At 71.0% G+C, this 25,905-nt stretch carries 21 protein-coding genes and 1 riboswitch; of the genes, 16 read left to right on the top strand and 5 right to left on the bottom strand.

Annotated features, from left to right (window positions below; all coding sequences use genetic code 11):
- Positions 1-28: 28 nt before the first annotated feature.
- Positions 29-787 (bottom strand): hypothetical protein, encoded by a 759-nt coding sequence (locus tag OG766_RS14130; RefSeq protein WP_328725460.1) that lies wholly within the window; start codon positions 785-787, stop codon positions 29-31.
- Positions 788-999: 212 nt separating this feature from the next.
- Here OG766_RS14130 and OG766_RS14125 point away from each other — a divergent pair, with 212 nt between their 5' ends.
- The 3 genes from OG766_RS14125 (at position 1,000) to OG766_RS14115 (ending at position 5,285) form a co-directional block, all read left to right on the top strand.
- The gene (locus OG766_RS14125; RefSeq protein WP_328725459.1) at positions 1,000-3,027 is read left to right on the top strand and encodes an N-6 DNA methylase; all 2,028 of its coding nucleotides are present in this window, start codon (positions 1,000-1,002) and stop codon (positions 3,025-3,027) included.
- Between the two features lie 111 nt (positions 3,028-3,138).
- Positions 3,139-3,753 carry a hypothetical protein gene (locus OG766_RS14120; protein ID WP_266378684.1) on the top strand — a complete coding sequence of 205 codons (615 nt, stop codon included), beginning with the start codon at positions 3,139-3,141 and terminating at the stop codon, positions 3,751-3,753.
- Positions 3,750-5,285, top strand: a complete 1,536-nt coding sequence (locus OG766_RS14115) for a serine/threonine-protein kinase (RefSeq protein ID WP_323137283.1) — start codon at positions 3,750-3,752, stop codon at positions 5,283-5,285. Before OG766_RS14120 ends, OG766_RS14115 begins: the two co-directional genes overlap by 4 nt.
- 105 nt (positions 5,286-5,390) lie before the next feature.
- Here OG766_RS14115 and OG766_RS14110 read toward each other — a convergent pair whose 3' ends face one another.
- Both OG766_RS14110 and OG766_RS14105 read right to left on the bottom strand, forming a co-directional pair.
- A complete protein-coding gene (locus tag OG766_RS14110; protein ID WP_266378681.1) occupies positions 5,391-6,353 on the bottom strand; it encodes a class I SAM-dependent methyltransferase in 963 nt (320 codons plus the stop codon).
- A 28-nt stretch (positions 6,354-6,381) separates the two neighbouring features.
- Positions 6,382-8,883: a YfhO family protein gene (locus OG766_RS14105; RefSeq protein ID WP_266378678.1), complete on the bottom strand. Its 2,502-nt coding sequence runs from the start codon at positions 8,881-8,883 to the stop codon at positions 6,382-6,384.
- Positions 8,884-9,007: 124 nt separating this feature from the next.
- On the opposite strand from OG766_RS14105, the gene OG766_RS14100 reads away from it, so the two are divergent.
- The 4 genes from OG766_RS14100 to OG766_RS14085 all read left to right on the top strand — a co-directional run bounded on the left by OG766_RS14100 (position 9,008) and on the right by OG766_RS14085 (position 12,147).
- Positions 9,008-9,985, top strand: coding sequence for a glycosyltransferase family 2 protein (locus OG766_RS14100; protein ID WP_266378674.1), 978 nt, complete (start codon positions 9,008-9,010; stop codon positions 9,983-9,985).
- Positions 9,982-10,392, top strand: coding sequence for a GtrA family protein (locus OG766_RS14095; protein ID WP_266378671.1), 411 nt, complete (start codon positions 9,982-9,984; stop codon positions 10,390-10,392). Before OG766_RS14100 ends, OG766_RS14095 begins: the two co-directional genes overlap by 4 nt.
- A gap of 81 nt (positions 10,393-10,473) precedes the next feature.
- Positions 10,474-11,127: a SurA N-terminal domain-containing protein gene (locus OG766_RS14090; protein WP_266378667.1), complete on the top strand. Its 654-nt coding sequence runs from the start codon at positions 10,474-10,476 to the stop codon at positions 11,125-11,127.
- A 30-nt stretch (positions 11,128-11,157) separates the two neighbouring features.
- Positions 11,158-12,147 (top strand): nucleoside triphosphate pyrophosphohydrolase, encoded by a 990-nt coding sequence (locus OG766_RS14085; RefSeq protein WP_266378664.1) that lies wholly within the window; start codon positions 11,158-11,160, stop codon positions 12,145-12,147.
- 12 nt (positions 12,148-12,159) lie between these two features.
- On the opposite strand, the gene OG766_RS14080 is transcribed toward OG766_RS14085, so the two are convergent.
- Positions 12,160-12,789 carry a Uma2 family endonuclease gene (locus OG766_RS14080; protein ID WP_266378661.1) on the bottom strand — a complete coding sequence of 210 codons (630 nt, stop codon included), beginning with the start codon at positions 12,787-12,789 and terminating at the stop codon, positions 12,160-12,162.
- A gap of 111 nt (positions 12,790-12,900) precedes the next feature.
- On the opposite strand from OG766_RS14080, the gene OG766_RS14075 reads away from it, so the two are divergent.
- The 9 genes from OG766_RS14075 (at position 12,901) to OG766_RS14035 (ending at position 23,266) form a co-directional block, all read left to right on the top strand.
- Positions 12,901-14,157 (top strand): cytochrome P450 family protein, encoded by a 1,257-nt coding sequence (locus OG766_RS14075; RefSeq protein ID WP_266378660.1) that lies wholly within the window; start codon positions 12,901-12,903, stop codon positions 14,155-14,157.
- 157 nt (positions 14,158-14,314) lie between these two features.
- A complete protein-coding gene (locus OG766_RS14070; RefSeq protein WP_266378657.1) occupies positions 14,315-15,259 on the top strand; it encodes a transglycosylase family protein in 945 nt (314 codons plus the stop codon).
- 256 nt (positions 15,260-15,515) lie between these two features.
- Positions 15,516-15,680: riboswitch (cyclic di-AMP (ydaO/yuaA leader) on the top strand.
- 3 nt (positions 15,681-15,683) lie between these two features.
- Positions 15,684-16,346 carry a LysM peptidoglycan-binding domain-containing protein gene (locus OG766_RS14065; protein WP_266378654.1) on the top strand — a complete coding sequence of 221 codons (663 nt, stop codon included), beginning with the start codon at positions 15,684-15,686 and terminating at the stop codon, positions 16,344-16,346.
- A 227-nt stretch (positions 16,347-16,573) separates the two neighbouring features.
- Entirely contained in the window at positions 16,574-17,854 is a 1,281-nt protein-coding gene (gene eno, locus OG766_RS14060) for a phosphopyruvate hydratase (RefSeq protein WP_266378651.1), read from the top strand.
- An 86-nt stretch (positions 17,855-17,940) separates the two neighbouring features.
- Positions 17,941-18,405: an FtsB family cell division protein gene (locus OG766_RS14055; protein WP_266378648.1), complete on the top strand. Its 465-nt coding sequence runs from the start codon at positions 17,941-17,943 to the stop codon at positions 18,403-18,405.
- 47 nt (positions 18,406-18,452) lie between these two features.
- Positions 18,453-19,031, top strand: a complete 579-nt coding sequence (locus tag OG766_RS14050; RefSeq protein ID WP_266378645.1) for a DUF501 domain-containing protein — start codon at positions 18,453-18,455, stop codon at positions 19,029-19,031.
- Positions 19,028-19,942 (top strand): Ppx/GppA phosphatase family protein, encoded by a 915-nt coding sequence (locus OG766_RS14045; protein ID WP_266378642.1) that lies wholly within the window; start codon positions 19,028-19,030, stop codon positions 19,940-19,942. Before OG766_RS14050 ends, OG766_RS14045 begins: the two co-directional genes overlap by 4 nt.
- A gap of 412 nt (positions 19,943-20,354) precedes the next feature.
- Positions 20,355-21,734 carry an NAD(P)/FAD-dependent oxidoreductase gene (locus OG766_RS14040; RefSeq protein ID WP_266378640.1) on the top strand — a complete coding sequence of 460 codons (1,380 nt, stop codon included), beginning with the start codon at positions 20,355-20,357 and terminating at the stop codon, positions 21,732-21,734.
- 218 nt (positions 21,735-21,952) lie between these two features.
- The gene (locus OG766_RS14035) at positions 21,953-23,266 is read left to right on the top strand and encodes an SAM-dependent methyltransferase (RefSeq protein ID WP_266378637.1); all 1,314 of its coding nucleotides are present in this window, start codon (positions 21,953-21,955) and stop codon (positions 23,264-23,266) included.
- 66 nt (positions 23,267-23,332) lie between these two features.
- Here the strand turns inward: OG766_RS14035 and OG766_RS14030 are convergent, their stop codons facing one another.
- The gene (locus OG766_RS14030) at positions 23,333-25,864 is read right to left on the bottom strand and encodes an ABC transporter permease (RefSeq protein WP_266378633.1); all 2,532 of its coding nucleotides are present in this window, start codon (positions 25,862-25,864) and stop codon (positions 23,333-23,335) included.
- Positions 25,865-25,905 lie beyond the last annotated feature (41 nt).

Here is a 25,905-nt window from a genome sequence, read left to right as displayed (position 1 = left end):
GGAAGGCCGCGGGCGGCCGTGGGCGGCGTCAGCCGGTCTTCTTCCAGTCCTGGCAGTTCGTCGTCTTGAAGTAGCCGTCGCTCGCGCCGATCTTCACGATCGCCGTCCCCTTCACGTTCTCGTTCGCGAGGATCGAGTCGATGCCGTGGGCCGCGTCCTTCGAGCGCTCCCAGTAGCACATGTCGTCCGTGTTGCCCGTCGACTTGTACGTGCCGGGGGCGATGTCGACGCCCACCTTGAACATGCCGCCGTCGCCCTTGATCTCGGACTTCGGGCTGCCCTTGGCCTTCTCGTCCACGGCTTCCCAGTCCTTGCAGCCGGTGGTCTTGAAGATCTTGTCGGAGGGCTTGAGGGTCACGTAGCTCGTGCCGCTGACGTTGTCGTTGGCGAGGATCGAGTCGACCTCGCCCTTCGAGTCCTTGGCGCGCTCCCAGTAGCACATGCCGTCGTTGCCGCTGGTGCGGTACAGGCCGGGCTTGATGTCCGCGGGGACCTCGAAGTCGCCGTCCCCCTCGATCGCGGCGGCCTTCTTCTTCGTCTCCTCCTTCGGCTTGGAGTCGCCCGTGCCCTTGGCGGCGTCCTGGGCCGCGCCTTTCGACGAGCCCGCCGCCGTGGATCCGGAGGACGAGTCTTCGCCACCGCCCGCGGCCGAGCCGATCGCGACGAGCACGACGACCGCGCCGAGAGCGGTGAGCACCTTGTGGCGGGCGAACCAGTTGCGCTTCTTCTCGGGGCCGCCGCGCTGGGGCTGCTGCGGCTGCTGCGGGGCGTACATGGGCTGAGACATGGCTGTGGCACCTTCCGGGGCGCTGTGAGGACTGCGTGAACCGATGCGTCAATGACAACAGAGGCTGTGAACCGAGTCAACAGCGCTCACGCACTTTGAGTCCGCTCACGCTGTGAACGGGTCTGCGGGATCGGCTCGGTATGCTCGTTCTTCACGGCTCATGGCCTTCACAGCGCACGAGGCCTTCACAGCGCACGAGGGGAGACGGTCCGGTGCCGGAACAGCACTCAACCGAGGTCACCGCCGCGGGGATCGCCCGGCTCGCGGGTGTGGGCCGCGCCGCCGTCAGCAACTGGCGGCGGCGCCACGCCGACTTCCCCAGGCCCGTCGGAGGCACCGAGACCAGCCCGTCGTTCGCGCTCGCCGAGGTCGAGCAGTGGCTGCGCGACCAGGGCAAGCTCGCCGAAGTGCCGCGCCGTGAGCGGGTCTGGCAGTTGCTGTCCGCGCATCCCGCCGGGGCCGTCACCGCGCTCGTCCACGCGGGATGCGTGCTGCTGCTCGTACGGGACAGGCCCACCGCCTGGCTGGAGCTGGCCGCCGCTTCGGACAAACGGCTGCTCACGATGCTCCCCGGCGCCCTGGACAACGTCCTCACCGCCCGCTTCGGCGAGCAGCGCGCCGCCGTGCCGACACCGACGGCGGCCGAGCTCGCGCCGTCCGTCCCCCTCCTGCGCGGCGCCGCGGAACTCGCCGCCGAACTGGGTACGTGCCAGGCCTTCGAGTTCCTGCTGGGCCGGCACCTGGACGCCAACCCCCGCCAGTACACCCTCACTCCGCCCGGGCCCGCCGAGCTGATGGCGGCACTCGCCGGCGCGGACACCCCCGGCAAGACGGTGCTCGACCCGGCGTCCGGCACCGGAGGACTCCTGCGTGCCGTTCGGCAGCCGGCCGCCCTCCACGCCCAGGACGCCGACCCCGAGCTCGCCTCGCTGACCGCGCTGCGCCTCGCCCTGCACGGCGACGCCGACATCCGCGCGGCCGCCGCCGACACCCTGCGTGCGGATGCCTTCCCCGGGCTCACCGCCGACGTCGTGCTCTGCCACCCGCCCTTCAACGAGCGCAACTGGGGTCACGACGAACTCGCCTACGACCCCCGCTGGGAGTACGGCTTCCCCGCCCGCACCGAGTCCGAGCTGGCCTGGGTCCAGCACGCCCTCGCGCATCTGCGAGAAGGCGGCACGGCGGTCCTGCTGATGCCCCCGGCCGTCGCCTCCCGCCGCTCCGGGCGCCGTGTCCGCGCCGATCTGCTCCGCCGCGGCGCGCTGCGCGCCGTGATCGCCCTGCCGGCCGGCGCCGCGCCCCCGTACGGCATTCCGCTGCACCTGTGGGTGCTGTGCAGGCCAGGGGCGGGCCAGCGGCCGGACCCCGAGCTGCTGTTCGTCGACACCGCCGCGCTCATGCCGGACGGCAGCCGCGACAAGCTGCCCTGGCCGGCCGTGCAGAGTGCCGTGCTCGACGCCTGGCGGGACCGGACCGAGCAGTCCGGCGTCAGCCGCTCCGTGCCCGTCATCGAACTCCTCGACGACGACGTCGACCTGGCCCCCGCCCGCCATCTGTCCGTGCCCGCCGCGGGCGGGTCCGCGGCCGACCTCGAAGCCGTACGCAAGAGCCTGGACGGTTCGCTGCGCCGCACCATGGAGCTGGCGCCCGCGCCCGTCACCACCGTGGGGCCCGCCGCCCGCACGCTCACCACCGTCGGCGAACTCTCCCGCGCCGGCGCGCTCGTGCTGCGTACCGGCGGGGCCGGGGCCTCGCACTCCGGCGGTCCCGTCCTCACCGAGCACGACGTGATCACCGGCGCCGCGCCCTCTGGCACGCTCCCGGCCGGGCAGGCCGAGGAGCCCGTGCTCACGGAGGAAGGTGATGTCGTCGTGCCCGTCCTGGGCGGCGGTTCGGTCGCGCGCGTCGTCGACGCCGCCACCGCGGGCGCCGCGCTCGGCCGCAACCTCCAGCTGCTGCGACCCGACGCGGCGGCGCTCGACTCCTGGTTCCTGGCCGGCTTCCTGCGCGGTACGGCGAACAACCGGCAGGCCAGCAGTTACGCCTCCACCGCCACCCGGCTCGACGTACGGCGGATCCAGCTGCCCCGGCTGCCTCTCGCCGAGCAGCGGCGGTACGGCGAACGCTTCCGCGCCCTGGCGGAGTTCGAGGACGCGCTGCGACTCGCGATCCGACTCGGCGGACAGCTGGCGCAGAGCGTGTACGACGGGCTGGCGGACGGGACCGTACTGCCGGAATGATCGATTCCGGGAGTGATCTGCGCAACACCCTTTGTGCACAACCCTGAGTCGGTTGTCCTTGTCGGTGTATACGCTCGAACTCCTTCGGTCCGCACCTCCCAGGAGCGCCACATGCACGTTCACGTGCCCATGACGCCACCGCGCCGCCCGGCGACGGCCGGCGTGATCACCGTGCGCGTGATCATCTGTGTGCTGATCGTCCTGACCCTGGGGATGCTCGCCTGGATCGCCATGCTGCGCATCGCGATCATGCGGCGCAGAGGTCAGGACTGGGCGCTGTTCTGGTGTCAGCTCGTGCTCAACGTCGCCTGTCTGGTGCCTCTGGAGCAGAGCTTCGCGGACCACTGGATAGCGAACGTCGGCATGGCGGGACTGCTGCTCCAGATGGTCGGCGTGGTCACGTACTACCTGATCGTCGACATCCACCACCATCAGCGCGGGTACGCGGCACCGGTGTTCACCGCGCCTCCCGCCCCGCACGGTCCGCCGCCCATGCCCGTCCCGGGATACGGCTACCCGCCCCAGCCGGCACCTCAGGTCCAGCCGCAGCCGCCCTCGCAACCGCAGCTTCACACTCAGCCGCAACCGCCGGCGCAACCGCAGCCGCAGCCGCAACCCGTGCATCCCCCGCACCGCATCGACCAGGTGCGTGCCGAGCTCGACGAGCTCAGTGCGTACCTGCGCAACGACAACAACGACAACAACAACGGGGAGCGCGGCCGGTGAACGGACGCATGGTCGCCGGACGCTACGAACTGTCCACGATCATCGGCCAGGGCGGCATGGGCCAGGTCTGGACGGGCTACGACCAGCGGCTCGACCGCCGGGTCGCCGTCAAGCTGCTGCGTCCCGACCACATGGCGCCCGCCACGGCCGCCGACGAGATGCGCCGCCGCTTCGTCCGCGAGTGCCGGGTCACCGCCCAGGTGACCCACCCGGGCCTGGTCACCGTCCACGACGCGGGCAGCGACGGCGACGACCTGTACCTCGTCATGCAGTACGTCGAGGGCGCGGACCTCGCCGACCACCTCGCGGAGCACGACCCGTACCCCTGGGAGTGGGCCGTGTCCGTCGCGGCCCAGCTGTGCGCGGTGCTGGGCGCCGTGCACGCCGTACCGATCGTCCACCGTGACCTCAAACCGCGGAACGTGATGGTGAAGCCCGACGGCACGGTCACCGTCCTCGACCTCGGCGTGGCGTCCGTCATCGACACCGACACCACCCGCCTCACCCACACCGGCTCCCCGATCGGCAGCCCCGCCTACATGGCGCCCGAGCAGGCGATGGGCGGCGCCGTCGGCCCGTACACGGACCTGTACGCATTGGGAGTGCTGCTGCACGAACTGCTCAGCGGCACCGTGCCGTTCGCGGGGTCCACCGCGCTCGGCGTGCTCCACCGCCATCTGTACGAACCGCCGCTGCCCGTGCGACAGCTGCGGCCCGAGATACCCGAGCAGCTCGAAGCACTCGTCCTGCGGCTCCTCGCCAAGGACCCGCAACACCGGCCGTCCGGCGCGCGGGAGGTGTACGCGGCCCTCGCGCCGCTGCTGCCGGCGCGGCGCGGGACGCCGACCGGGCCGCTCGACCCGACCCGTCCGTTCCTGCGCCCCCACGCGCCCTGGCCCGACCAGGAGGCGGCACCGTCGCCGCCCGACCCGAGGGTGTCGGCCGTGCCGGTGGCCGCCGATCGGCCCGATGTCGCCGCCGCCGTCGACGAGGTCAAACGCCTCCTCGGCGAGGGCAGCATCACCCGGGCCGTGGACATCCTCGGCGGCATCCTTCCGGCCGCCGCGGCCGAGCACGGTGAGCGGTCGACGGTCGTGAGGATCCTGCGCAAGCAGTACGCGACGACGCTCATGGACGACGGCCAGTACCGCCGGGCCCTGCCCGAACTGCGCCGGCTGGCAGACGACCGGGCGGCGGAGGCGGGGCCGGGCGACCCTCAGACCCTGCAGTTCCGCCACGACGCGGCGCAGTGCCTGGAGCAGCTGGGGGAGACGGCCGCGGCGCTGACGGAGTACCGGGCGGTGCTGCCGTACTACGAGGGCCGGCACGGGGGCGCGGTGGACACGGCGCGGGCGTTCGACATCCGGCACCGGATCGGGCATCTGCTGCTGGCGATGGGCGACCACACGGCGGGCCACCAGCAGTTGCAGAACCTGCTGTTCGACTCCGAGCGTCTGTACGGCCCGGGGCACTCGCTCCCCACGGAACTCCGCCGCGCACTGACCCGCCAGCGCCAGTTCCGCCCGGGGTGACCGCGCCCCGAGCTGACCGGGCCCGGTTTGGCCGCGCCCGGGCCCTCAGGCCCGGGCGACCCCTGCGGCTGAGCGGTGGGTGGGGCGGGTGAACGGCGGGAGGACTCAGTCCGCGCGCAGGAACGCCGTGCCCGCGACCCGACCCACGAGCTTCAGCCGGGAGCCGTTCGCGAGGTGCTTGCCCAGCGCCTCGGCGACCGCGGGACGCGTGTCGTCGCCGTGGCCGTCGAGGACGACGACGGCGCGCTGCGCGGCCAGCTCCTCCGCGCATTCCAGATCGGCCAGGACCGCCTGCACGGACGACGCGTCGCCGGCCAGCACGATCACTCCGTAGCGGCGGTCGGAGACCGCGGCCCGTACCTCCGGGTCACCCGAGGCGCCCCGCTCGATACGGGCCTGGGCACCGGAACGGCTGCCGCACAGCGCGAGGTTGGCACGGACGACGTCCTCACGCACGGGCACGGACACGAGCACCGGCACCGTCACCGGAACCGCCACCTTCGCGCCGTCCGCAGCCTCTTCACCGTCCGCCGTTCCGGCACCGTCCGCCGCCCCCGCCAGCCGGTCGACGATGGTCAGCCGCGGCTCGACACCCGCGCGGTGCAGCATGCGCAGCAGTGCCGTCGCGAACAGCCCGTGCTGCGTACCGATCTCCAGCACGTCCTCGTTCGGCGGGGCCAGCAGCGGAACGGTCGCCAGCTTGCCGCACACGTCGGAGGTCGAGCCCGCCAGCCGGCCGACACCCAGGGCCTCCAGCGCCACCACGGTGCGGTAGGCGACCGTCAGGTCCCGGCGGGCGTGATCACCCGATGCCCCGGTCACCGTGGTCACTTCGCGGACGAGAGAGTCCAGCTGCGTCGCGGTGGGCATCCGGTGGCCGTCCCGCCCGGCGTGGTCGAGCAGCAGCCCGAGCCCGTAGCTCTGGCGCCGCAGGTCGGCCACTTCGTGGTGCAGGGCGTCGAGGTCGGCCTGCAGGGCGTTGGTGGCGCGCTCCAGGCGCTGCTCCACCAGCGTGAACGCCGGACGCAGCACCCGCTGGGCCAGCCGGTTGCTCAGGAGGGAAGGCATGGCGGGGACGTTACGCCGAGATTTCCGCTCAAGAGGCCACCAACGGGGGCCGTTCGGGTGAAGTCTTGGTGTCCTTCCGTCGACGCGCCCGTACGACCGGTACGAGCGGGACGGCCACCCGCCCCAGCAGCACCACCAGTGCGGCCCCGGCGACGGCCGCGCCCACGCGCAGCCCCGGCGGCCGGAAGGAGCAGTCGACCGTGGTGCGCTTCCCGTCGAGCGGCACGGCGACCAGCCCGAGGTACCGGTCCGCCGGCCTGCCGTCGCAGCTCCAGCCGGCGATGCGCGGCGCGGCGAGGACGGCGGTGCCGGTGGAGCCGGTCGGCAGTTCGGCGCGTACGCCGCTGTCGCCGACCTCCACCGACACCGCCCCGGAGGTCTTCAGCCGGGCCACGGCGGCGGCCAGTCTGCCGCGGTCGAGACAGCCGGCGCTCCAGTCCCGGGGCTCCTGCTTGCCGAAGGCGATCCGGGAGGCGGGTCCGTGCGACGTGCCGAGCGGGGTCATCGGCGCGCGCCGCTTGGGCAGTCCACCGGTGAGCTTCACCGGCTTTCCGTCGCCGAGCCGTGCCGTGCCCGCGTAGTCGGGCGCCCACAGGAAGACGTCGGTGCCCGCGGGGCAGACACCGTCGACGGGGTCGCCGTACACCGGGGCGCCGAGCAGCAGTTCCTGGTTGCGGAACGGTGAGGTGCCGTAGCGCGGTTCCGGGCCCTTCGGCCGCACGGTCACCAGCGGCGGCACCTCGGCCCGTGTCACCTCGGGGCGCCCGCCGGGCGCCGTGCGCACCCGCGTCCCCACCGAGAAGACCGCGTCGGTGACGGGGTTGTCCAGGCTCTGCACGTTGCGGCCCCGCGAGGTCCAGCCGGCGCCGAGCGCGGCCATGGTGCGGGTGAGCACGGCGGGGGTGTGGCTGCTGTAGTACGCGCCGCTCTCGCCGCCCAGCAGCATCGGATCGTTGCCGGTGAGGTGCTCGCGACCGCTGTCCGTGCGGGAGCCGGGCCGGCTGTCGGCGCCGGCCACCGCGTCGGCGCGCGCGCTGTGGGCGGTGCCCCACGCCGGATAGTCGTCGAGCCGGCCGAGGCGCTGACGGTCGGCGTAGGCGGTGGTCGCCGCCGCCTGCCCGACCAGGCCGCCCGCGAGGAGGAGCGCGGCGACGACGACGAACCTCCGCCGCTTCGCCAGCACGAGAGCGCCCAGGGCCCCGGCCAGCCCGAGCGCGAACAGCGGGAACGTCCAGCCGGTGACCAGGTCGCTGGTCGCCGCGCCGAGCGCGATCACCGCCAGCACCCCGGTGCCGGCGAGCAGCGCCCGCCGTCCCGGCCATTCCCGTGCCACGCACACCCAGGCCGCGATCACGAGCACACCGGCGAGGACGAACGACTGCCGGTACGGGCTGCCGTTGGGCGTGGCGAAGATGTGCCAGGCCAGATGGGTCGGTCCCCACTGCATCGACACCGCGACGGCCACCACCAGCGCGGTCCACCACCGGCGCTCGCGCCGCGGTGCACCGCGGTGGAAGACGAGGGCGGCGGCGAGCAGCAGCGCTCCGGTGCCGAGGAAGACGGCCGGGGTGAAGAAGCTGTACGTCGCGGGGAGCGCGCGGGCGAACACGTCGACCCAGCCCGCCGGCTCGAACTCCCGTGTCCAGCCCGGGTAGGCGTGCTTCGAGCCGAGGAAGACCGGGATCAGCACGGGGGTGGCGAGGGCGATGCCGAGCAGGGTGGTCCCGGCGGCCCGGAGCAGCACGCGGACTCGGTCCCGTACCGGCGTCGGCCCGGCCGTGCCTGCGCCTCTGCCTGCTCCCGTGTCCGTCCCGTCGTCCGTCCGCTCGTCCAGAATCAGCCGCAGCACCAGCACCAGGGCGGCGCCGAGGGTGGCCATGTAGGCGGTGTAGAAGTTCGCGGCCCACGCCACGGCGACGATCAGCGTGCCGAGGGCGGCCCGCCGCCTCGTCCGGGCCCATTCGCCGACCAGGCACAGCAGCGGGAAGGCGATCAGCCCGTCCAGCCACATCGGGTTGTACGACGCCTCGACGACCGACCAGCCGCACAGCGCGTACGAGGCGCCGAGCACCGCCGCCACCCACCAGCGGCCGCCCGCGCGGTGGAGCGTGAGCAGCAGCCAGGTCATCGCGGCCGCCGCCGCGGCCATCTTCAGCACGGTGATCACATACACCGCGAGATCGATGTCCTCGCGCGGGAAGAGGCCGACGAGCACCGAGAAGGGGCTGGTCAGATAGGTCCCGAGGTCGGGCAGGAAGCTCGTGCCGTACCCGGACTGCCAGTTGAGCAGCAGCCCGCCCTCCGCACGGCCGTGCAGCAGGTCCCACAGATGGGCATGGAACGGGACGAACTGATTGCCCAGGTCGTTGACGCTGCGCGTCTTCGGGCCGAAGGGAAAGCTGCGGGCGACGGCGTCACCGGCGCATACGGCCAGGAGCGTCAGCAGGGCGGCGAGTGCGGTGGCGCGGCCGCGGCCGCCGTCGCGGGAGGCGGATATGCGGACCCGCGCGGTGTTGTCCAAGGTCGACATGATTCTTCGAATATGCCAGGGCACATCGTGAATTCGAGGGATCAAGGACCCAGTTCACGCAATGGTCGCCTGTCCGCCATGTGTCGAATCCGCACGCGACATTCACATCCGTTGTGGTTCTACCGTGCTGATCTCGATTGTTGTCCCGTGCTTCAACGAAGAGGAGATCATCGACCGCTTCCATGAACACGTGACCAAGGAACTCGCTCTGCTCGGCCAGGAATACGAACTGGTCTATGTGGACGACGGAAGTCACGACCGCACGCTCGCTCTCCTCGAGGCGATCGCGGCGGCCGACTCCCGCACCCGGTACGTCTCCTTCAGCCGGAACTTCGGCAAGGAGGCCGCGATGCTGGCCGGACTCCAGCACGCCGGCGGTGACGCGGTGGTCATCATGGATGCCGATCTCCAACATCCCCCCGAGCTGGTGCACCGCATGCTGCGCCTGTACGAGGAGGGGTTCGACCAGGTCATCGCCCGGCGCACCCGCAAGGGCGACCGGGTCACGCGCACGGTCACCGCGCGCGCCTACTACTGGCTCATCAACCGGCTGGTCGACGTGGAACTCGTCGACGGCGTCGGCGACTTCCGGCTGCTGTCCCGCCGTACGGTCGACGCCATCCTCGGACTGAGCGAGTACAACCGGTTCTCCAAGGGCCTCTTCGCCTGGGTCGGATTCCGTACGACGACCTTCGAGTACGAGAACGCGGTGCGTGAGCAGGGCCGCTCCAAATGGAGCTTCGGCAAACTGCTCAACTACGGCCTCGACGGTCTCCTCTCCTTCAACAACAAGCCGCTGCGGGCCGCGGTCTACATAGGACTGCTGCTCCTCTCGGTAGCCATGGCGTATGCCGTGTGGATCGTCGGCGTCGCCCTGGTGAACGGGGTGGATACCCCCGGCTATGTCACACTTCTGGTGACGGTCGTCGCACTCGCCGGTGTCCAGATGGTCATGCTGGGCGTCGTCGGCGAGTACGTGGGCCGTATCTACTACGAGGTGAAGCGCCGCCCGCACTATCTGGTCGCGGCGACCAACGCGGGACCGCCGCCCCGGCAGCAGCACCGCACCCAGGGGGAGCAGGGGGAGCTCGTACGCCGATGACGGTCCAGGCGCAGATGATCCGTTTCGCCCTGGTCGGCGTGGTGAACACCGCGACGTACTACGGCTGCTATCTGCTGTTCCTGCCCTGGATGCCGTACGTCGCGGCGCACGTCCTGGCGTTTCTGCTCAGCATGGTCGGCTCGTTCTTCCTGAACTCGTACTTCACCTACCGGACCCGGCCGACCTGGCGCAAGTTCCTGCTGTTCCCGCTCACCAACGCCGCCAACTTCGTGATCACCACGAGCGGTGTGTACCTGCTGGTCGACGTGCTCCACTTCGGCAGCCGGTACGCACCGCTGATCGCGGCCGCGGCGGCCATCCCGATCACCTTCGTGGTCTCCCGCACGATCATGCTCCGCCCGGAGCCCGCTCCCGCGTCGTTGACCGAATCAGTCGCTTCGAAGTAGTGGCCTGCGCCACGTCGACTGCCTACCATCGATCATCGCAAGGCTTTGTGCAGCGAAGCACAATCACGCCGGGAGGCCCCTTTGCACCGCCGCCGTCGCACCGCGCTCGCCCTCTCCGCCGCGCTCGTCGCCGCGGCGCCCCTGCTCGCCGCCTGCGGGAGCGAGGCGCACCCAGGCGCCGCAGCCGTCGTCGGCGGGGACCGGATCGAGGTGTCCGCGCTCCAGGCCGACGTGGAGGACGTACGGGCGGCCCAGGAGGCGTCGCCCCAGTCGGCGCAGCTGATCAAGGACACCGGGCAGCTGGGCCGGGCCAAGCTGCACGGCATGATCTTCGGCCGGGTGCTGGAGCAGGCCGCGGAGAAGGCCGGGATCAGCGTCTCCCGCAAGGAGGTCCAGGACGCCCGGGCGGCCGCGGCCCAGCAGTACGGCGGGGAGGAGCAGCTCGCCGCGATGCTGCTGCAGCAGCGCGGGGTCGCACCGGACCAGATCGACGAGACCGTGCGTGAGCAGGTCATGCTGACCGAGCTGGCCCGGGCGCTCGGCGCCGACCTCAGCACCCCGCAGGGCCTGCAGAAGGTCAACGACGCGCTCACCGCCGCGTCGAAGGAGCTCGACATCGACGTGAACCCGCGCTACGGCACCTGGGACGACGCGAAGATCCAGCTCGGGGACTACAAGGCCCCGTGGATCACCCAGGTCACCAAGCAGCCGGAGGCCGTCCCGGCCGGGGCCTGAGCGATACCGAGGCCGACGTAAGGTCGAGGGGTGAATGCTGAAGCGCCCGTCGAGCCCGGCCGTATCGTCCTGCTCACCGCAAGCCATCGCGTCGCACCCGGGCTGCTGTCCTGGCCCGCGTGGCAGACGCTGCACGCCGCCGACCGGGTGCTGTGCGGGGACGGTGCTCATCCCCAGCTGCCGTATCTGAGGGAGGCCGGTGTCGGCGTGGAGATCGCCGCGCCCACCGCCCAGGAGCTCGTCGACGCCTGCGCCGGCGGCCGGACGGTCGTGGTCCTCGCGACCGGCGAGGGCGACCGGGCCCTCACCGACGGCCTGGCGCGCATGGCCGGCTCCGGCCGGGTGCAGATGCCCGACCTGGAGCTGCTCCCCGGCTCGTACGATCTGCCCGGCGCCCGGCTCCTCGACCTCGTCCAGGTCATGGACCGGATCCGCCGCGAGTGCCCGTGGTCCTCGCAGCAGACCCACAAGGGCCTCGCCAAGTACGGCATCGAGGAGGCGTACGAACTCGTCGAGGCCATCGAGGACGGCGACCATGACGAGCTGCGCGAGGAGCTCGGCGACGTCCTGCTGCAGGTCGTCTTCCACGCGCGCATCGCACAGGAGGACGCGGAGGAGCCGTTCTCGATCGACGACGTGGCCGGCACGATCGTCGACAAGCTCATCCACCGCCATCCGCACGTGTTCGGTGACGCCGACGCCGAGACCCCCGAGGACGTCAAGGCCCACTGGCTCCGCACGAAGGCCGTGGAGAAGCAGCGCGACTCCGTGACCGACGGCATCCCGCTCGGTCAGCCCGGCCTCGCCCTGGCCGCGAAGCTGGCGAGCCGGGTCCGTACGGCGGGTCTGGACGTGGAGCTGCCGTCCGCCGGCGACGACCACGGCATCGGCTACGAACTGCTCACCATGGCCGTCCGGGCGGAGGCCGAGGGCCACGACCCGGAGACCGCGCTGCGCGCGGCGGCCCGCGCCTACCGGGACGCGATCCGCGCGGCGGAGACGGCGACGAACGGCGCCTGACGAGCGGTCCCGTCAGTCCCGGGCTCCTCGCCTCCGGTCCACACCGGTGAGGTCGATCTCGATCGGGTACGGGACGTCGACCTTGAGCCGGTTGTGGTGGATGCCGGTGACGGCGTAGCTGTTCGTGGCGGGGTCGAGTTCGTAGACGTACACCACGGGCAGGCCGTCGTTCTTCTCGACCCGCCAGAAGTGCCGGATGCCGGCCGCCGAGTACTTGCGGGGCTTGAGCTCGCGGTCGCGCTGCACGGATTCGTCCGAGACGATCTTGACGGCGAGCAGGATGTCGGCCGGGGCGTACCAGGTCTGCTCCGGTCCCGTGCGGGCGCTCCAGGGAACCACCATGAGATCGGGCTCCGGCCGGTCGCGCTCGCCGAGCTTGGCCGTCATCTCGCGGACGACGTAGAGGTCGTCCGGTGCCTGTCGCACCAGCGCGTTCTCCAGCAGCCGCAGCGCGGCCATATGGAAGAACGTCTGCGGGCTCGCGAAGAACAGTCCGCCGTCGATCAGCTCGGTGTGCGGCGGGAGACCCTTGATCCGCTCGAGGTCGTCCGCCGTCCACCCACCCGGGGGCGGGACCGGGAACACGTAGTGCTCCTCCCGGCCGTCCTGGTCGTCCCTCCGGTTTTCGGCTGCGGCACTCATCAGCGCGCTCCCATGCGACGGAGTCTGGCGCGTACGGTCGGCCTTCCCAGGGGGAATGCGCAGCCGTCCGCCGAACGAGTGAGTCGGTGCGGCGGGCGCTACCGTCGACCCATGCACGACCAGCCGTCCGGCGTCCCCGACGCCCCCGAGCTCTTCACCTGGGAGTTCGCCACCGACCCGTACCCCGCCTACGCCTGGCTCCGCGAGCACGCGCCCGTGCACAGGACCCGGCTCCCCAGCGGGGTCGAGGCATGGCTGGTGACCCGGTACGCGGACGCGCGGCAGGCGCTGGCGGACCAGCGGCTGAGCAAGAATCCCGCGCATCACGACGAGCCCGCGCACGCGAAGGGGAAGACGGGCATCCCGGGCGAGCGCAAGGCGGAGCTGATGACGCATCTGCTGAACATCGATCCGCCCGACCACACCCGGCTGCGCCGGCTCGTCTCCAAGGCGTTCACGCCGCGCCGCGTGGCCGAGTTCGCCCCGCGCGTACAGGAACTGACGGACCGGCTCATCGACGGCTTCGCCGCGAAGGGCAGCGCGGACCTCATCCATGAGTTCGCGTTCCCGCTCCCCATCTACGCCATCTGCGACATGCTCGGCGTCCCCGCCGAGGACCAGGACGACTTCCGCGACTGGGCCGGGATGATGATCCGTCACGGGGGCGGTCCGCGCGGCGGGGTGGCGCGGTCGGTGAAGAAGATGCGCGGCTATCTCGCCGAGCTGATCCACCGTAAGCGGGAGGACCCCGGGGACGACCTGATCTCCGGGCTCATCCGGGCCAGCGACCACGGCGAGCACCTCACGGAGAACGAGGCCGCGGCGATGGCCTTCATCCTCCTCTTCGCCGGCTTCGAGACCACCGTCAACCTGATCGGCAACGGCACCTACGCCCTGCTGCGCGATCCGGAGCAGCGTGCCCGTCTCCAGTCGTCCCTCGCCGCGGGCGACACCGGGCTGCTCGAAACCGGGGTCGAGGAGCTGCTGCGCTACGACGGGCCCGTGGAGCTCGCCACGTGGCGGTTCGCGACCGAGCCGCTCACGCTCGGCGGGCAGGACATCGGCGCCGGCGATCCGGTCCTCGTCGTGCTCGCCGCCGCCGACCGCGACCCCGACCGCTTCCCGGACCCCGACACCCTCGACCTGTCCCGCCGGGACAACCAGCACCTCGGGTACGGGCACGGCATCCACTACTGCCTGGGCGCGCCGCTCGCGCGGCTCGAAGGACAGACCGCGCTCGCGACCCTGCTCACCAGATTGCCCGACTTGCGGCTTGCGGTGGATCCTTCCGATTTGCGGTGGCGCGGGGGGCTCATCATGCGTGGATTGCGCACTCTGCCCGTTGAGTTCACCCCCACCAAGAGCTGACGAGTCGTCAGGACTGTGACTTTCACGTGATCTCCGCTGCACCGACTTGTGACTGACGTTCGAGTGGGGCTACGTTCACCCCGACTCGGGGTCCTCGCTGAATCGGCAGACTCGTGGGACCCGTGGGTTTTCTGTTGTCACATGGAAGGCACACCGCATGCGCTCCGGGAACGGCCGACACCGCCGACCTCGTCAGGCCCCCGCTCTCATCGTCGCGGCAGGGGTGACCGGATCGGCCATCGCCATCCCGCTGCTCGGCGCAGGCGCCGCCTCCGCCGCGGACTCCGCCACCTGGGACCGCGTCGCCGACTGTGAGAGCGGCGGTGTGTGGAGCGCCGACCTCGGCAACGGTTACTACGGCGGCCTGCAGATGTCCCAGGAGACCTGGGAGGCGTACGGCGGTACGGCCTACGCGCCGCGCGCCGACCTCGCAAGCCGCGCCCAGCAGATCACGGTGGCCGAGGCGGTGCTGTCCGCCCAGGGCGACTCCGCCTGGCCGAGCTGCGGGGAGATCACCGGTCTCGTCACCGGCCTCCTGGGGGGCGGCGCCGAGCCCGCCGGCGGGGACGCCTCCGCCACGCCGCAGAACGGTGGCACGAAGAGCCCCTCCTTCGGCGACGGGGCGGGCACGACGCCCGCGCCGGACACCGACACCCCAGCCTCGTCCGGTTCCGGTGCCTCGAACGGTTCGCCGACGGCCGAGAAGCCCGCGGACACCTCGGACGAGCCTTCCGCCCCGGCAGGCTCCGGCAAGGGCGCGGATGCCTCGGGCGGCGAGGACGCAGCCGCGGACACGGGCTCCGGAAAGCACCGCGGTGGCCCCGCCGATGAGGACGAGGCGGGCAATTCGGGCAATGACCGTAATTCCGGTCGTCATGCCTCACGAGATGACGCATCGGCACGAGACGGCGTCGCCGCGGGAGATGAGTACACCGTCCGCCCCGGCGACAACCTGTGGTCGATCGCCGACGTGAACGAGGTGCCCGGCGGGTGGCCCGCCCTCTATGAGGCGAACCAGGAGGTCGTCGGCTCCGACGCCGATCTCATCCTTCCTGGCCAGAGCCTCGATCTGGGCCTGGGGCAGGGGCAGTTGAAGGAGTAGTTCGGGCGCTTATGTCCGGTTCTGCGCAAGTGAGACATGAGTCTCTTCATGTCAACTGGCGCGTCTCGTCGGTCAACTCCGGTCATCGCGCCTCTCACCTGCGAAAACGGACATCTCTCCGCGTCAAATAGGTGTGGTTTCTCCCCGATGTTCGACTTTGAACATCGGGGAGAAGTGCGTTTACGGTCTGAACCGCTCGCAACGCGGGCCCCGACGACCGCACGCCGAATCCTGCCGGCGGCCGCCGGGAACAGTCGTCGCGCAAGCGCCGAAGGCAGGAGCGGGGGACCCAAGGTAAGTGCCGGGCCCGCCCTTTGGGGCGGAACCGGCTTGGGGTGGAGCCGCGCGAACCTCGCGCGGCCGGGCAACTCACATGGCCCGAACCCGACAGCTCACCTCGCAGGCGTCGGTGAGGAGAAGTTCCATGCTGCTTTCCGGCAAGGGCAAGCACCGTCGCCCGTCCAAGGCCACTCGTATCGCCACGCTCGCCGGTGTCACCGGTGCGGCCATCGCCGCCCCGCTGATGGCTTCCGGTACCGCGTCCGCCGCCACCGCCTCCGAGTGGGACGCCGTCGCCCAGTGCGAGTCCGGCGGCAACTGGTCGATCAACACCGGCAACGGCTACTACGGCGGCCTGCAGTTCTCGGCCTCCACCTGGGCCGCGTACGGCGGCACCGCCTACGCCCAGACCGCCGCCCAGGCCTCGAAGGCCCAGCAGATCGAGATAGCCGAGAAGGTCCTCGACGGCCAGGGCAAGGGTGCCTGGCCGCACTGCGGCACGGGCCTGTCCGACGCCGCGTACAACGGTGCCGCCCCGGCTGCCCCCAAGGCCGCCCCGAAGGCCGAGCCCAAGGCCAAGGCCCCCGCCCCGAAGCGCGCCGAGGTCCCGACCACCCGCTCCGAGCGCCCCGCCGCCCCGGTCAAGAAGGGCGACGGCGAGTACACGGTCAAGGCCGGCGACACCCTCAGCAAGATCGCCGAGGCCGAGAAGGTCAAGGGCGGCTGGCAGAAGCTGTTCGCGCTGAACAAGGACATCGTCGAGGACGCGAACGTCATTCACCCCGGCCAGAAGCTCCACCTGAGCTGACGGGTCCGCACCCCCGTCCCCCGGCTCCCCGGCCCGGCGCGCCATCCCCCGTACGCGCCGGGCCGGGGTTTCTGTCTCTTTGTTCCCCTTTTTCGTCCCACGGGGCGGGCAGCGGCAGGCCGATGCCCGTAGGGCGGTTAGGCTCTTGTCGCAAGGCCAAAGAGACCCTGCACTGACCCTGCTCCGCTTGCGTCACATTCAGCGTCACATCCCAGAAGGAGATGCTCGTGCCGTCCATCGACGTCGTCGTAGCCCGGGAAATCCTGGACTCCCGAGGCAACCCCACGGTCGAGGTCGAGGTCGGCCTCGACGACGGCAGCACCGGCCGTGCTGCCGTTCCGTCCGGTGCGTCCACCGGTGCGTTCGAGGCCCTCGAGCTCCGCGACGGTGACCAGAACCGCTACATGGGCAAGGGTGTCGAGAAGGCCGTCCTCGCCGTCATCGAGCAGATCGGCCCGGAGCTCGTCGGGTACGACGCCACCGAGCAGCGCCTGATCGACCAGGCGATGTTCGACCTGGACGCCACCCCGGACAAGTCCTCCCTCGGCGCCAACGCCATCCTCGGTGTCTCCCTCGCCGTCGCGCACGCCGCGTCCGAGGCCTCCGACCTCCCGCTGTTCCGCTACCTCGGCGGCCCGAACGCGCACCTGCTGCCCGTTCCGATGATGAACATCCTGAACGGCGGCTCGCACGCCGACTCCAACGTGGACATCCAGGAGTTCATGATCGCGCCCGTCGGCGCGGAGTCCTTCTCCGAGGCCCTGCGCTGGGGCACCGAGGTCTACCACACCCTCAAGAAGGTGCTGAAGGAGAAGGGCCTGTCGACCGGCCTCGGCGACGAGGGCGGCTTCGCCCCGAACCTCGGCTCCAACCGTGAGGCCCTCGACCTCATCCTCGAGGCCATCAAGCAGGCCGGCTACGCGCCCGGCAAGGACATCGCGCTCGCGCTCGACGTCGCCGCCTCCGAGTTCTACAAGGACGGCTCCTACGAGTTCGAGGGCAAGTCCCGCTCGGCCGCCGAGATGACCGAGTACTACGAGGAGCTCGTCGCCGCCTACCCGCTGGTCTCCATCGAGGACCCGCTGTTCGAGGACGACTGGGCCGGCTGGAAGGTCATCACCGACAAGCTCGGCTCCAAGGTGCAGCTGGTCGGCGACGACCTGTTCGTCACCAACCCGGAGCGCCTCGCCCGCGGCATCGAGGACGGCGCCGCCAACGCGCTCCTGGTCAAGGTCAACCAGATCGGTTCGCTGACCGAGACCCTGGACGCCGTCGAGCTGGCCCAGCGCAGCGGCTTCAAGTGCATGATGTCCCACCGCTCCGGCGAGACCGAGGACGTCACCATCGCCGACCTGGCCGTCGCCACCAACTGCGGCCAGATCAAGACCGGCGCCCCGGCCCGCTCCGAGCGCGTCGCCAAGTACAACCAGCTGCTGCGCATCGAGGAGATCCTCGACGACGCGGCGGAGTACGCCGGCCGCAGCGCGTTCCCGCGCTTCAAGGGCTGAGCCCGCACACCGGTAGATACGTACGTCCCCGCACGCGGTCCCGTACCGTGTGCGGGGACGTACGCACGTAATGGGGAGGCGCACACATGGCCCGGGACCGGTTCTCCACCGCGACCAGGCTGCGGCTGCTCGGCGAGCAGACCGCCGCCCGCGTCTACCGCTCGCAGACCCGTCGCCAGGCCCGGCGCTCGCGGCTCACCGGCCGGGCGGCCTTCCTCGCGCTCGTCGTCTGCTCGATGATCGTCGCGCTCGCGTATCCGATGCGGCAGTACGTGTCGCAGCAGAACGAGATCGCCGAGCAGGAGCGGCTCGCGGCCGCGGCCCGGGAGCGCGTGGAACGGCTGCGCGACGAGAGGGCCCGTCTGAGGGACGACGCGTACGTCATGCGGCTGGCCCGCGAGCACCTGCACATGGTCAGGCCGGGCGAGACCGGCTACATCGTGGTCGATCCGCGGGCCGGCCAGAAGCCCCGGACCGACGAGGACGGGGTCAGCAGGCCCTGGTACTCGAACGTCTGGGACGGTGTCGACCGGGCCGACGCGCCCCGCTAGCCCAGCCCCGGCCAAGCCACAGACCGAACGAAGAGACAGACACATCCATGCAAACGCCCCCGCCGACCACCGAGCACACCCCGCCCACCGCGGCGGACATCGCCGCGTTCCAGGAGCAGCTCGGCCGCCCGCCGCGCGGTCTGCGCGCGATCGCCCACCGCTGCCCGTGCGGCAATCCGGACGTGGTGGAGACGGCGCCGCGGCTGGAGGACGGTACGCCGTTCCCGACGCTGTACTACCTGACGTGCCCGCGTGCGGCCTCGGCCATCGGCACGCTGGAGGCGAACGGCGTCATGAAGGAGATGACCGAGCGCCTGGCGGCCGACCCCGAGCTGGCGGCGGCGTACCGGGCGGCGCACGAGGACTACATCGCGCGCCGTGACGCGATCGAGGAGCTGAAGGGCTTCCCGAGCGCCGGCGGGATGCCGGACCGGGTGAAGTGCCTGCACGTCCTGGTCGGCCACTCGCTGGCGGCCGGCCCCGGGGTGAACCCGCTGGGCGACGAGGCGATCGCGATGCTGCCGGAGTGGTGGGCGAAGGGCCCCTGTGTGAGCCCGGTGACGGACGGGACGCGGGAGTCCGGTGCCGACGGCGGCTCCGGCGACGTCCGGGGGGACGAGCAGTGACCCGGGTCGCCGCCGTCGACTGCGGTACGAACTCGATCCGTCTGCTGATCGCCGACATCGACCCGTCCACCGGTGAACTGACGGAGCTGGACCGGCGGATGACCATCGTCCGGCTCGGTCAGGGCGTCGACCGCACCGGCCGCCTCGCCCCCGAGGCGCTGGAGCGCACCTTCGCCGCCTGCCGGGAGTACGCGGAGATCATGAAGTCCCACGGTGTGGAGAGGATCCGCTTCGTGGCCACCTCCGCCTCCCGGGACGCCGAGAACCGCGACGACTTCGTGAACGGCGTGGTCGGCATCCTCGGCGTCGAGCCCGAGGTGATCAGCGGGGACCAGGAGGCCGAGTTCTCCTTCAACGGCGCCACCAAGGAACTGCCCGGCCACGAGGAGCGGCTGGTCGTGGACATCGGCGGCGGCTCGACCGAGTTCGTCATCGGCCGTGGGCAGGTCGAGGCGGCCCGGTCGGTCGACATCGGCTGCGTACGGCTGACCGAGCGGCACGTCCGCCAGGATCCGCCGTCGTCGGACGAGATCGCGGCGATCCGCGCGGACGTCGAGGCCGCGCTGGACCTCGCCGAGGAGACGGTGCCGATCCGCGAGGCGAGCACTCTGGTCGGCCTGGCCGGCTCGGTGACCACCGTCGCCGGGATCGCGCTCGGTCTCGACGCGTACGACTCCGAGGCCATCCACCACTCCCGGATCTCCCGCGACCAGGTCGCCGGGATCACCCGGCGGCTGCTCGCCTCGACGCACGACGAGCGCGCGGCGATCCCGGTGATGCATCCGGGACGGGTGGACGTGATCACCGCCGGTGCCCTGGTGCTGCTGGCGATCATGGAGCGCGCCGGGGTCGAGGAGGTCGTCGTCTCGGAGCACGACATCCTCGACGGGATCGCCCTCTCCCTGGTCTGAAGCACCCCTGAAGCACCCCTGGAGCGCCCCCGAATCGTCCCTGGAGCACCCCGCTGAGGGTGCGCCGCGAGAAACTTCGTGAAGTTCTTCACAAGGATTTGGGCCCGGTCGGCCGTCGAAACTGCTCTCAGACGGCCCTCCGGGCCTGTTTTCCTGCCCAACTCGGCCTGTGCATCCGCACTCCGGCAGGTTCCCGTCGCGTTACGGCCATGTGAATCGGGTCGGTGGTTCATCTTTCCGATGCAGCGTGGGGCCAGCTCAGGAGGCCTTGACAACGTCTCCCGTCACACGGTGGTTCCCTGTGTGTGCCATGACCTGGGTCACGTGGGCCGCGGAGTGTAGCAGAGGGTCCGTAGGTGCTTGTGAAGGGGCTCACGAGCGACCCCCCTGAGGGGGGTGGATACTCGATGGCATGAGCACCACGGAGCGTCCCAGGATCCTCGTAGTAGGCGGTGGGTACGTAGGCCTGTACGCAGCTCGTCGCATTCTGAAGAAGATGCGGTACGGGGAGGCGACCGTCACGGTCGTCGACCCGCGGTCGTACATGACGTACCAGCCCTTCCTCCCCGAAGCCGCCGCCGGCAGCATCTCGCCGCGGCACGTCGTCGTCCCGCTGCGACGCGTGCTGCCCAAGGCCGAGGTACTCACCGGCCGGGTCACCACCATCGATCAGGACCGCAAGGTCGCCACGGTCGCGCCGCTCGTCGGCGAGGCCTACGAGCTGCCCTTCGACTACCTGGTCATCGCGCTCGGCGCGGTCTCCCGCACCTTCCCGATCCCCGGCCTCGCCGAACAGGGCATCGGCATGAAGGGCATCGAGGAGGCCATCGGCCTGCGCAACCACGTTCTCGAGCAGCTGGACAAGGCTGACTCGACGACCGACGAGGAGGTCCGCCGCAAGGCGCTGACCTTCGTCTTCGTGGGCGGCGGCTTCGCCGGCGCGGAGACCATAGGCGAGGTCGAGGACCTGGCCCGTGACGCGGTCAAGTACTACAAGAGCGTCAAGCGCGAGGACATGCGCTTCGTCCTCGTCGACGCCGCCGACAAGATCCTTCCCGAGGTCGGCCCGAAGCTCGGCAAGTACGGCAAGGAGCACCTCGAGGCCCGGGGTATCGAGATCTACCTCAACACCTCGATGGACTCCTGCGTCGACGGCCACGTGGTGCTGAAGAACGGCCTGGAGGTCGACTCCAACACCATCGTGTGGACCGCCGGCGTGAAGCCGAACCCGGCGCTCGCCCGCTACGGTCTGCCGCTCGGCCCGCGCGGCCACGTGGACACCCAGCCGACCCTCCAGGTCCAGGGCACGGACTACATCTGGGCCGCCGGCGACAACGCCCAGGTGCCGGACCTCGCCGCGCGCAAGGCCGGCGTCGAGAACGCCTGGTGCCCGCCGAACGCCCAGCACGCGCTGCGCCAGGCCAAGCTCCTCGGCGACAACGTCATCTCCGGGATGCGCGGCTTCCCGCAGAAGAACTACGAGCACGCGAACAAGGGTGCGGTCGCCGGTCTCGGCCTGCACAAGGGCGTCGCGATGATCGTCATGGGCAAGGTCAAGATCAAGCTCAAGGGCCGGCTCGCCTGGTACATGCACCGTAGCTACCACGGCATGGCCATGCCGACCTGGAACCGCAAGATCCGGGTCTTCGCCGACTGGACGCTCGCGATGTTCCTCAAGCGCGAGGTCGTCTCGCTCGGCGCGATCGAGTCGCCGCGCGAGGAGTTCTACGAGGCCGCCAAGCCGGCCCCGGCGGCGGCCGCGCCCGCCCCGGAGAAGGCCAAGGCGTCCTGACCTCGCCGTAGTACCCGCAGTACCCGCAGTACCCCCGAAGGGGCCGTCCGCCATCCGTGGTGCGGACGGCCCCTTCGACGTACCCGCTGCCGCCGGACGACGGCGAAAGTATCTGTTTTGCCGTCCATTTGCGTGTTCAGGGGACTGCTTCCGGACGCCGAGGATGTTTACGTGGTGTTGGGCATTTCCGTCAAACCGTGATCACGGAGGTGTGCGCCATGGCCGATGCCGCTACGCGGCTCACCACTCTTGCCGAGGAACTGCTGGGGGCTCCGCCTCCGGTCCGTCTCCGGGCCTGGGACGGAAGCGAGTCGGGTCCTCCCGACGGGCCCGTCCTCGTCGTCCGGCACCGCCGTGCCCTGCGCAGGCTGCTCTGGAAACCGGGCGAACTCGGGCTGGCCCGTGCCTGGGTGGCCGGGGAGATCGACGTCGAGGGGGATCTGTACGAGGCCCTCGGCCGGCTCGCGGGGCTCCTCTGGGAGCGCCCCCGCGACGGCTCCGGGTCCGGCGGCCACTGGGTCCGGGACCCGCGGCTGCGCGCGGCCGCCCGGGACCTGCTCCGGCTCGCCGGCTCCCGTGCCTGGCTGGCGCCGCCGCCGCCCGCCGAGGAGGTCCGCAGACGTCACGGCCCGCTGCACACCAAGGTGCGCGACCGGCAGGCGATCAGCCATCACTACGACGTCGGAAACGACTTCTACCAGCAGGTGCTCGGCCCGTCCATGGTCTACTCGTGCGCCTACTGGGAGGACGACGGGACCCTGGAGGACGCCCAGCGCGACAAGCTCGATCTGGTCTGCCGCAAGCTCGCCCTGAGGGCCGGCGACCGGCTGCTGGACGTGGGCTGCGGCTGGGGCTCGATGGCGATCCACGCGGCCAGGGAGTACGGCGCCCAGGTCACCGGGGTCACGCTCTCGCGCGAGCAGGCCGCGTTCGCCCGTAAGCGGATCGCCGAGGAGGGTCTGACGGACCGGATCGAGATCCGCGTCCAGGACTACCGGGACGTCAAGGACGGCCCGTACGACGCGATCTCGTCCATCGGCATGGCCGAGCACGTCGGTGCCGTGCGCTACCGGGAGTACGCCGATGTGCTGTACAGACTGCTGAAGCCCGGCGGCAGGCTGCTCAACCACCAGATCGCACGCCGCCCGGAGCAGGACGAGACGGCCTACCGGGTGGACGACTTCATCGACGCCTACGTCTTCCCCGACGGGGAGCTGGCGCCGCTCGGGGCGACCCTGTCGATCCTGGAGGAGGCCGGCTTCGAGGCCCGGGACGTCGAGTCGATCCGCGAGCACTACGCCCGCACCCTGCGGGTCTGGGTGGCGAACCTGGAGGCGGACTGGAAGCGGGCGGTACGCCGCACCTCACCGGGCCGGGCACGGATCTGGCGGCTCTACATGGCCGCGTGCGCGCTCGCCTTCGAGCGCAACAGGATCGGGGTCAACCAGATCCTCGCCGTGAAGACCCCCGAAGGCGGCGCCTCGGGGTTGTCGCTGAGGGCGCGCACATGGATCGAGCCCGAACGGGGTTGATCCGTACGCACGAGGCCGGGCTCCCCGTCCTGGGGAACCCGGCCTCTGCGTGTGTCCGCGGCGCGGCTACTCGGTCTTGATGGCGTTCAGCATGTTGAGCCTCGCGGCGCTGCGGGCCGGCCACAGCGAGGCGAGCACGCCGACCAGTCCGGCGAGCGCCAGGAAGATCCCGATCCGGTCCCAGGGCAGGACCAGCGCGTACCCGGGGATCTTGTCCCGGAAGGTCTCGCCGATCGCCCAGCCGAGGAAGGAGCCGAGGCCGATGCCGACCACCGCGCCGAAGAGGGAGATGACGACGGCCTCCAGCCGCACCATCCGCTTCACCCGGCGCCGGTCGAGACCGATCGCGCGCAGCATGCCGATCTCCTGCTGCCGTTCGAAGACGGACATCGCGAGGGTGTTGACCACACCCAGCACCGCGATGATCAGGGCCATCGCGAGCAGGCCGTACATGATGTTCAGCATGGTGTTGATCACGCCGCCGAACTCGTCACGGATGTCCTGGCGGTCCATCACCTTGATGGCGGGGTTGTCGCCCAGGGCGTCGATCAGCGCCTGCTCGTTCGCCGAGGTCTGACCGCCGTCCGCCTTCACGAAGATCTGCGGGATGTACGGCTTCGTCTCGTGGGCGTTCGCGACCTTCGTGCTCACGATCACGGGCGAGAGGAACTCGCTGTCCTTGTAGACGGCGCCGACCGTCAGGGTGCCCTTCTTCTTGTCGCTGAAGGTGACGGGGAGGCTGTCGCCGACCTTCCAGCCCTTCTTCTTCGCCGAGTTCTCGGCGACCGCGATCCGCCCTTCGGCGAGGGTGTCCAGGCTGCCGGACACGACGTCGACGGTCAGGACCTTCTCGATCGCGCCCGGCGTCACCGCCGAGGCGGACGCGAAGTCGCCCTTGACCTGGAAGTAGACGGACTGCTGGGGCGACACCGCGGAGACGCCCGGTGCCTTCTCCAGCGCGGCCAGCGCGGACTGGTCGAGGTCCCCGCCGTTCGCCATCGTGACCATGTAGTCGGCCTTGATGTTGTCCGTGGTCATCTTGTCGATGGCCGTGCCGACCGTGACACCGAGCACCGACAGACCGGTCACCAGCGTCAGCCCGATCGCCAGCGCCGAGGCCGTGGCGCCGGTACGGCGAGGATTGCGGACCGCGTTCTGCCCGGCGAGCTTGCCGGCCACCGCGAAGACACCGACGAGCAGCGGACGTACGAGCGCGATGACGGGCCGGGAGAGCTGCGGGATCAGGACGATCACACCGATCAGCGCGAGGAACGCGCCCGCGCCGATCAGCATCCGCCCCGTGTCACCGGCGGTGCCGGCGCCCCACACGATGCCGGCCGCGCCGAGGCCGGTGAGGACGCCGCCGATGGAGTTGCGCAGCACCAGCGACTTGGTGGTGGCCACCGCGTGGACGCTGCTCATCGCCGCGACCGGCGGGATCTTGGCGGCCCGGCGGCCGGGCAGCCAGGCGGCGAACATGGTGACGAGGACACCGACGGCGAACGCGGCCACGACCGGCGTCGCCGAGATCACCAGCGGGCCGTCGGGCACCTTCATCCCGAACGCGGCCATCCCCGAGCGCAGTCCGATGGTGAGTCCGATGCCGAGGACGAAGCCGACCGCGGAGGCGACCGCGCCGACGACCGCGGCCTCGATGAGCACCGAGCGGGTGATCTGCCTGCGGGAGGCGCCGACGGCGCGCATCAGCGCGAGTTCCCTCGTGCGCTGGGCGACCAGCATCGTGAAGGTGTTGGAGATCAGGAAGATGCCGACGAAGAGCGCGATGCCGGCGAAGCCCAGCAGGACCTGCTTGAGGGCGCCGAGGCCCTCCTCGATCTGCCGGGCCTGCTCGTCGGCGAGCGCCTGGCCGGTCTGTGCCTCGGCGTGCTCCGGGAGCAGCGGCTTGATCGCGTCGAGGATCTTCGCGGCGTCCGCGCCGGGCTTGGCGGTGACGGTGAGGCCCTCGAAGTAGCCCGGGGCGAGGTAGAGCTTCTGGGCGGCCGCGGTGTCGAAGAGGACGAGGCTGCCGCCGGCGTTCACGGCGCCGTCCTTGGTGCTGAAGACACCGCTGAGGGTGTACTCCTTCACCGGTCCGTTGGTGGCGACCCTGACCCGGTCGCCGACCTTGTACCTGCCCTGCTCGGCGCTGTCCCGGTCCAGGGCGATCTGATCGTTCTTCTGCGGGCCGCTGCCGTCGACGAAGGTGTACGCGGGGTCCCTGCCGTCCTTGCCGGGGGCGAAGTTGGAGCCCTTGTTGGACCAGCCGACGCCGATCAGCTTGCCGTCGGGGTCGGCGACCCCGGCGAAGCCGTTGACCCGGCCGTACACGGCGGCGACGCCGTCCAGAGCGCCGACCTTGTCGAGGGTCTTCGTCGAGAGGCCGGGCTCCTGCTCGGCGTCGTTCTCGTCCGCGTACGAGGTGACGGCGACGGCGACGTTGTCGTAGCTCTTGGCGGACTGGTTGCGGAAGGCGTTGGAGAGGGTGTCGGCGAAGACCAGGGTGCCGGAGACGAACGCCACGCCGAGCATCACGGCGAGTACGGTCATCAGCAGCCTGGCCTTGTGCGCGAGCACATTGCGCAAGGCGGTACGGAACATGGTGTGAGTCAGTCCTGAGGTGAGGGCCGGAAGTCTGCGGT

The sequence above is a fragment of the Streptomyces sp. NBC_00259 genome, from assembly GCF_036181745.1.
GTDB classification, from domain to species: domain Bacteria; phylum Actinomycetota; class Actinomycetes; order Streptomycetales; family Streptomycetaceae; genus Streptomyces; species Streptomyces pratisoli.
The sequence above is the reverse complement of the archived record's forward strand: the minus strand, read 5'-3'. Positions and strand labels throughout refer to the sequence as shown.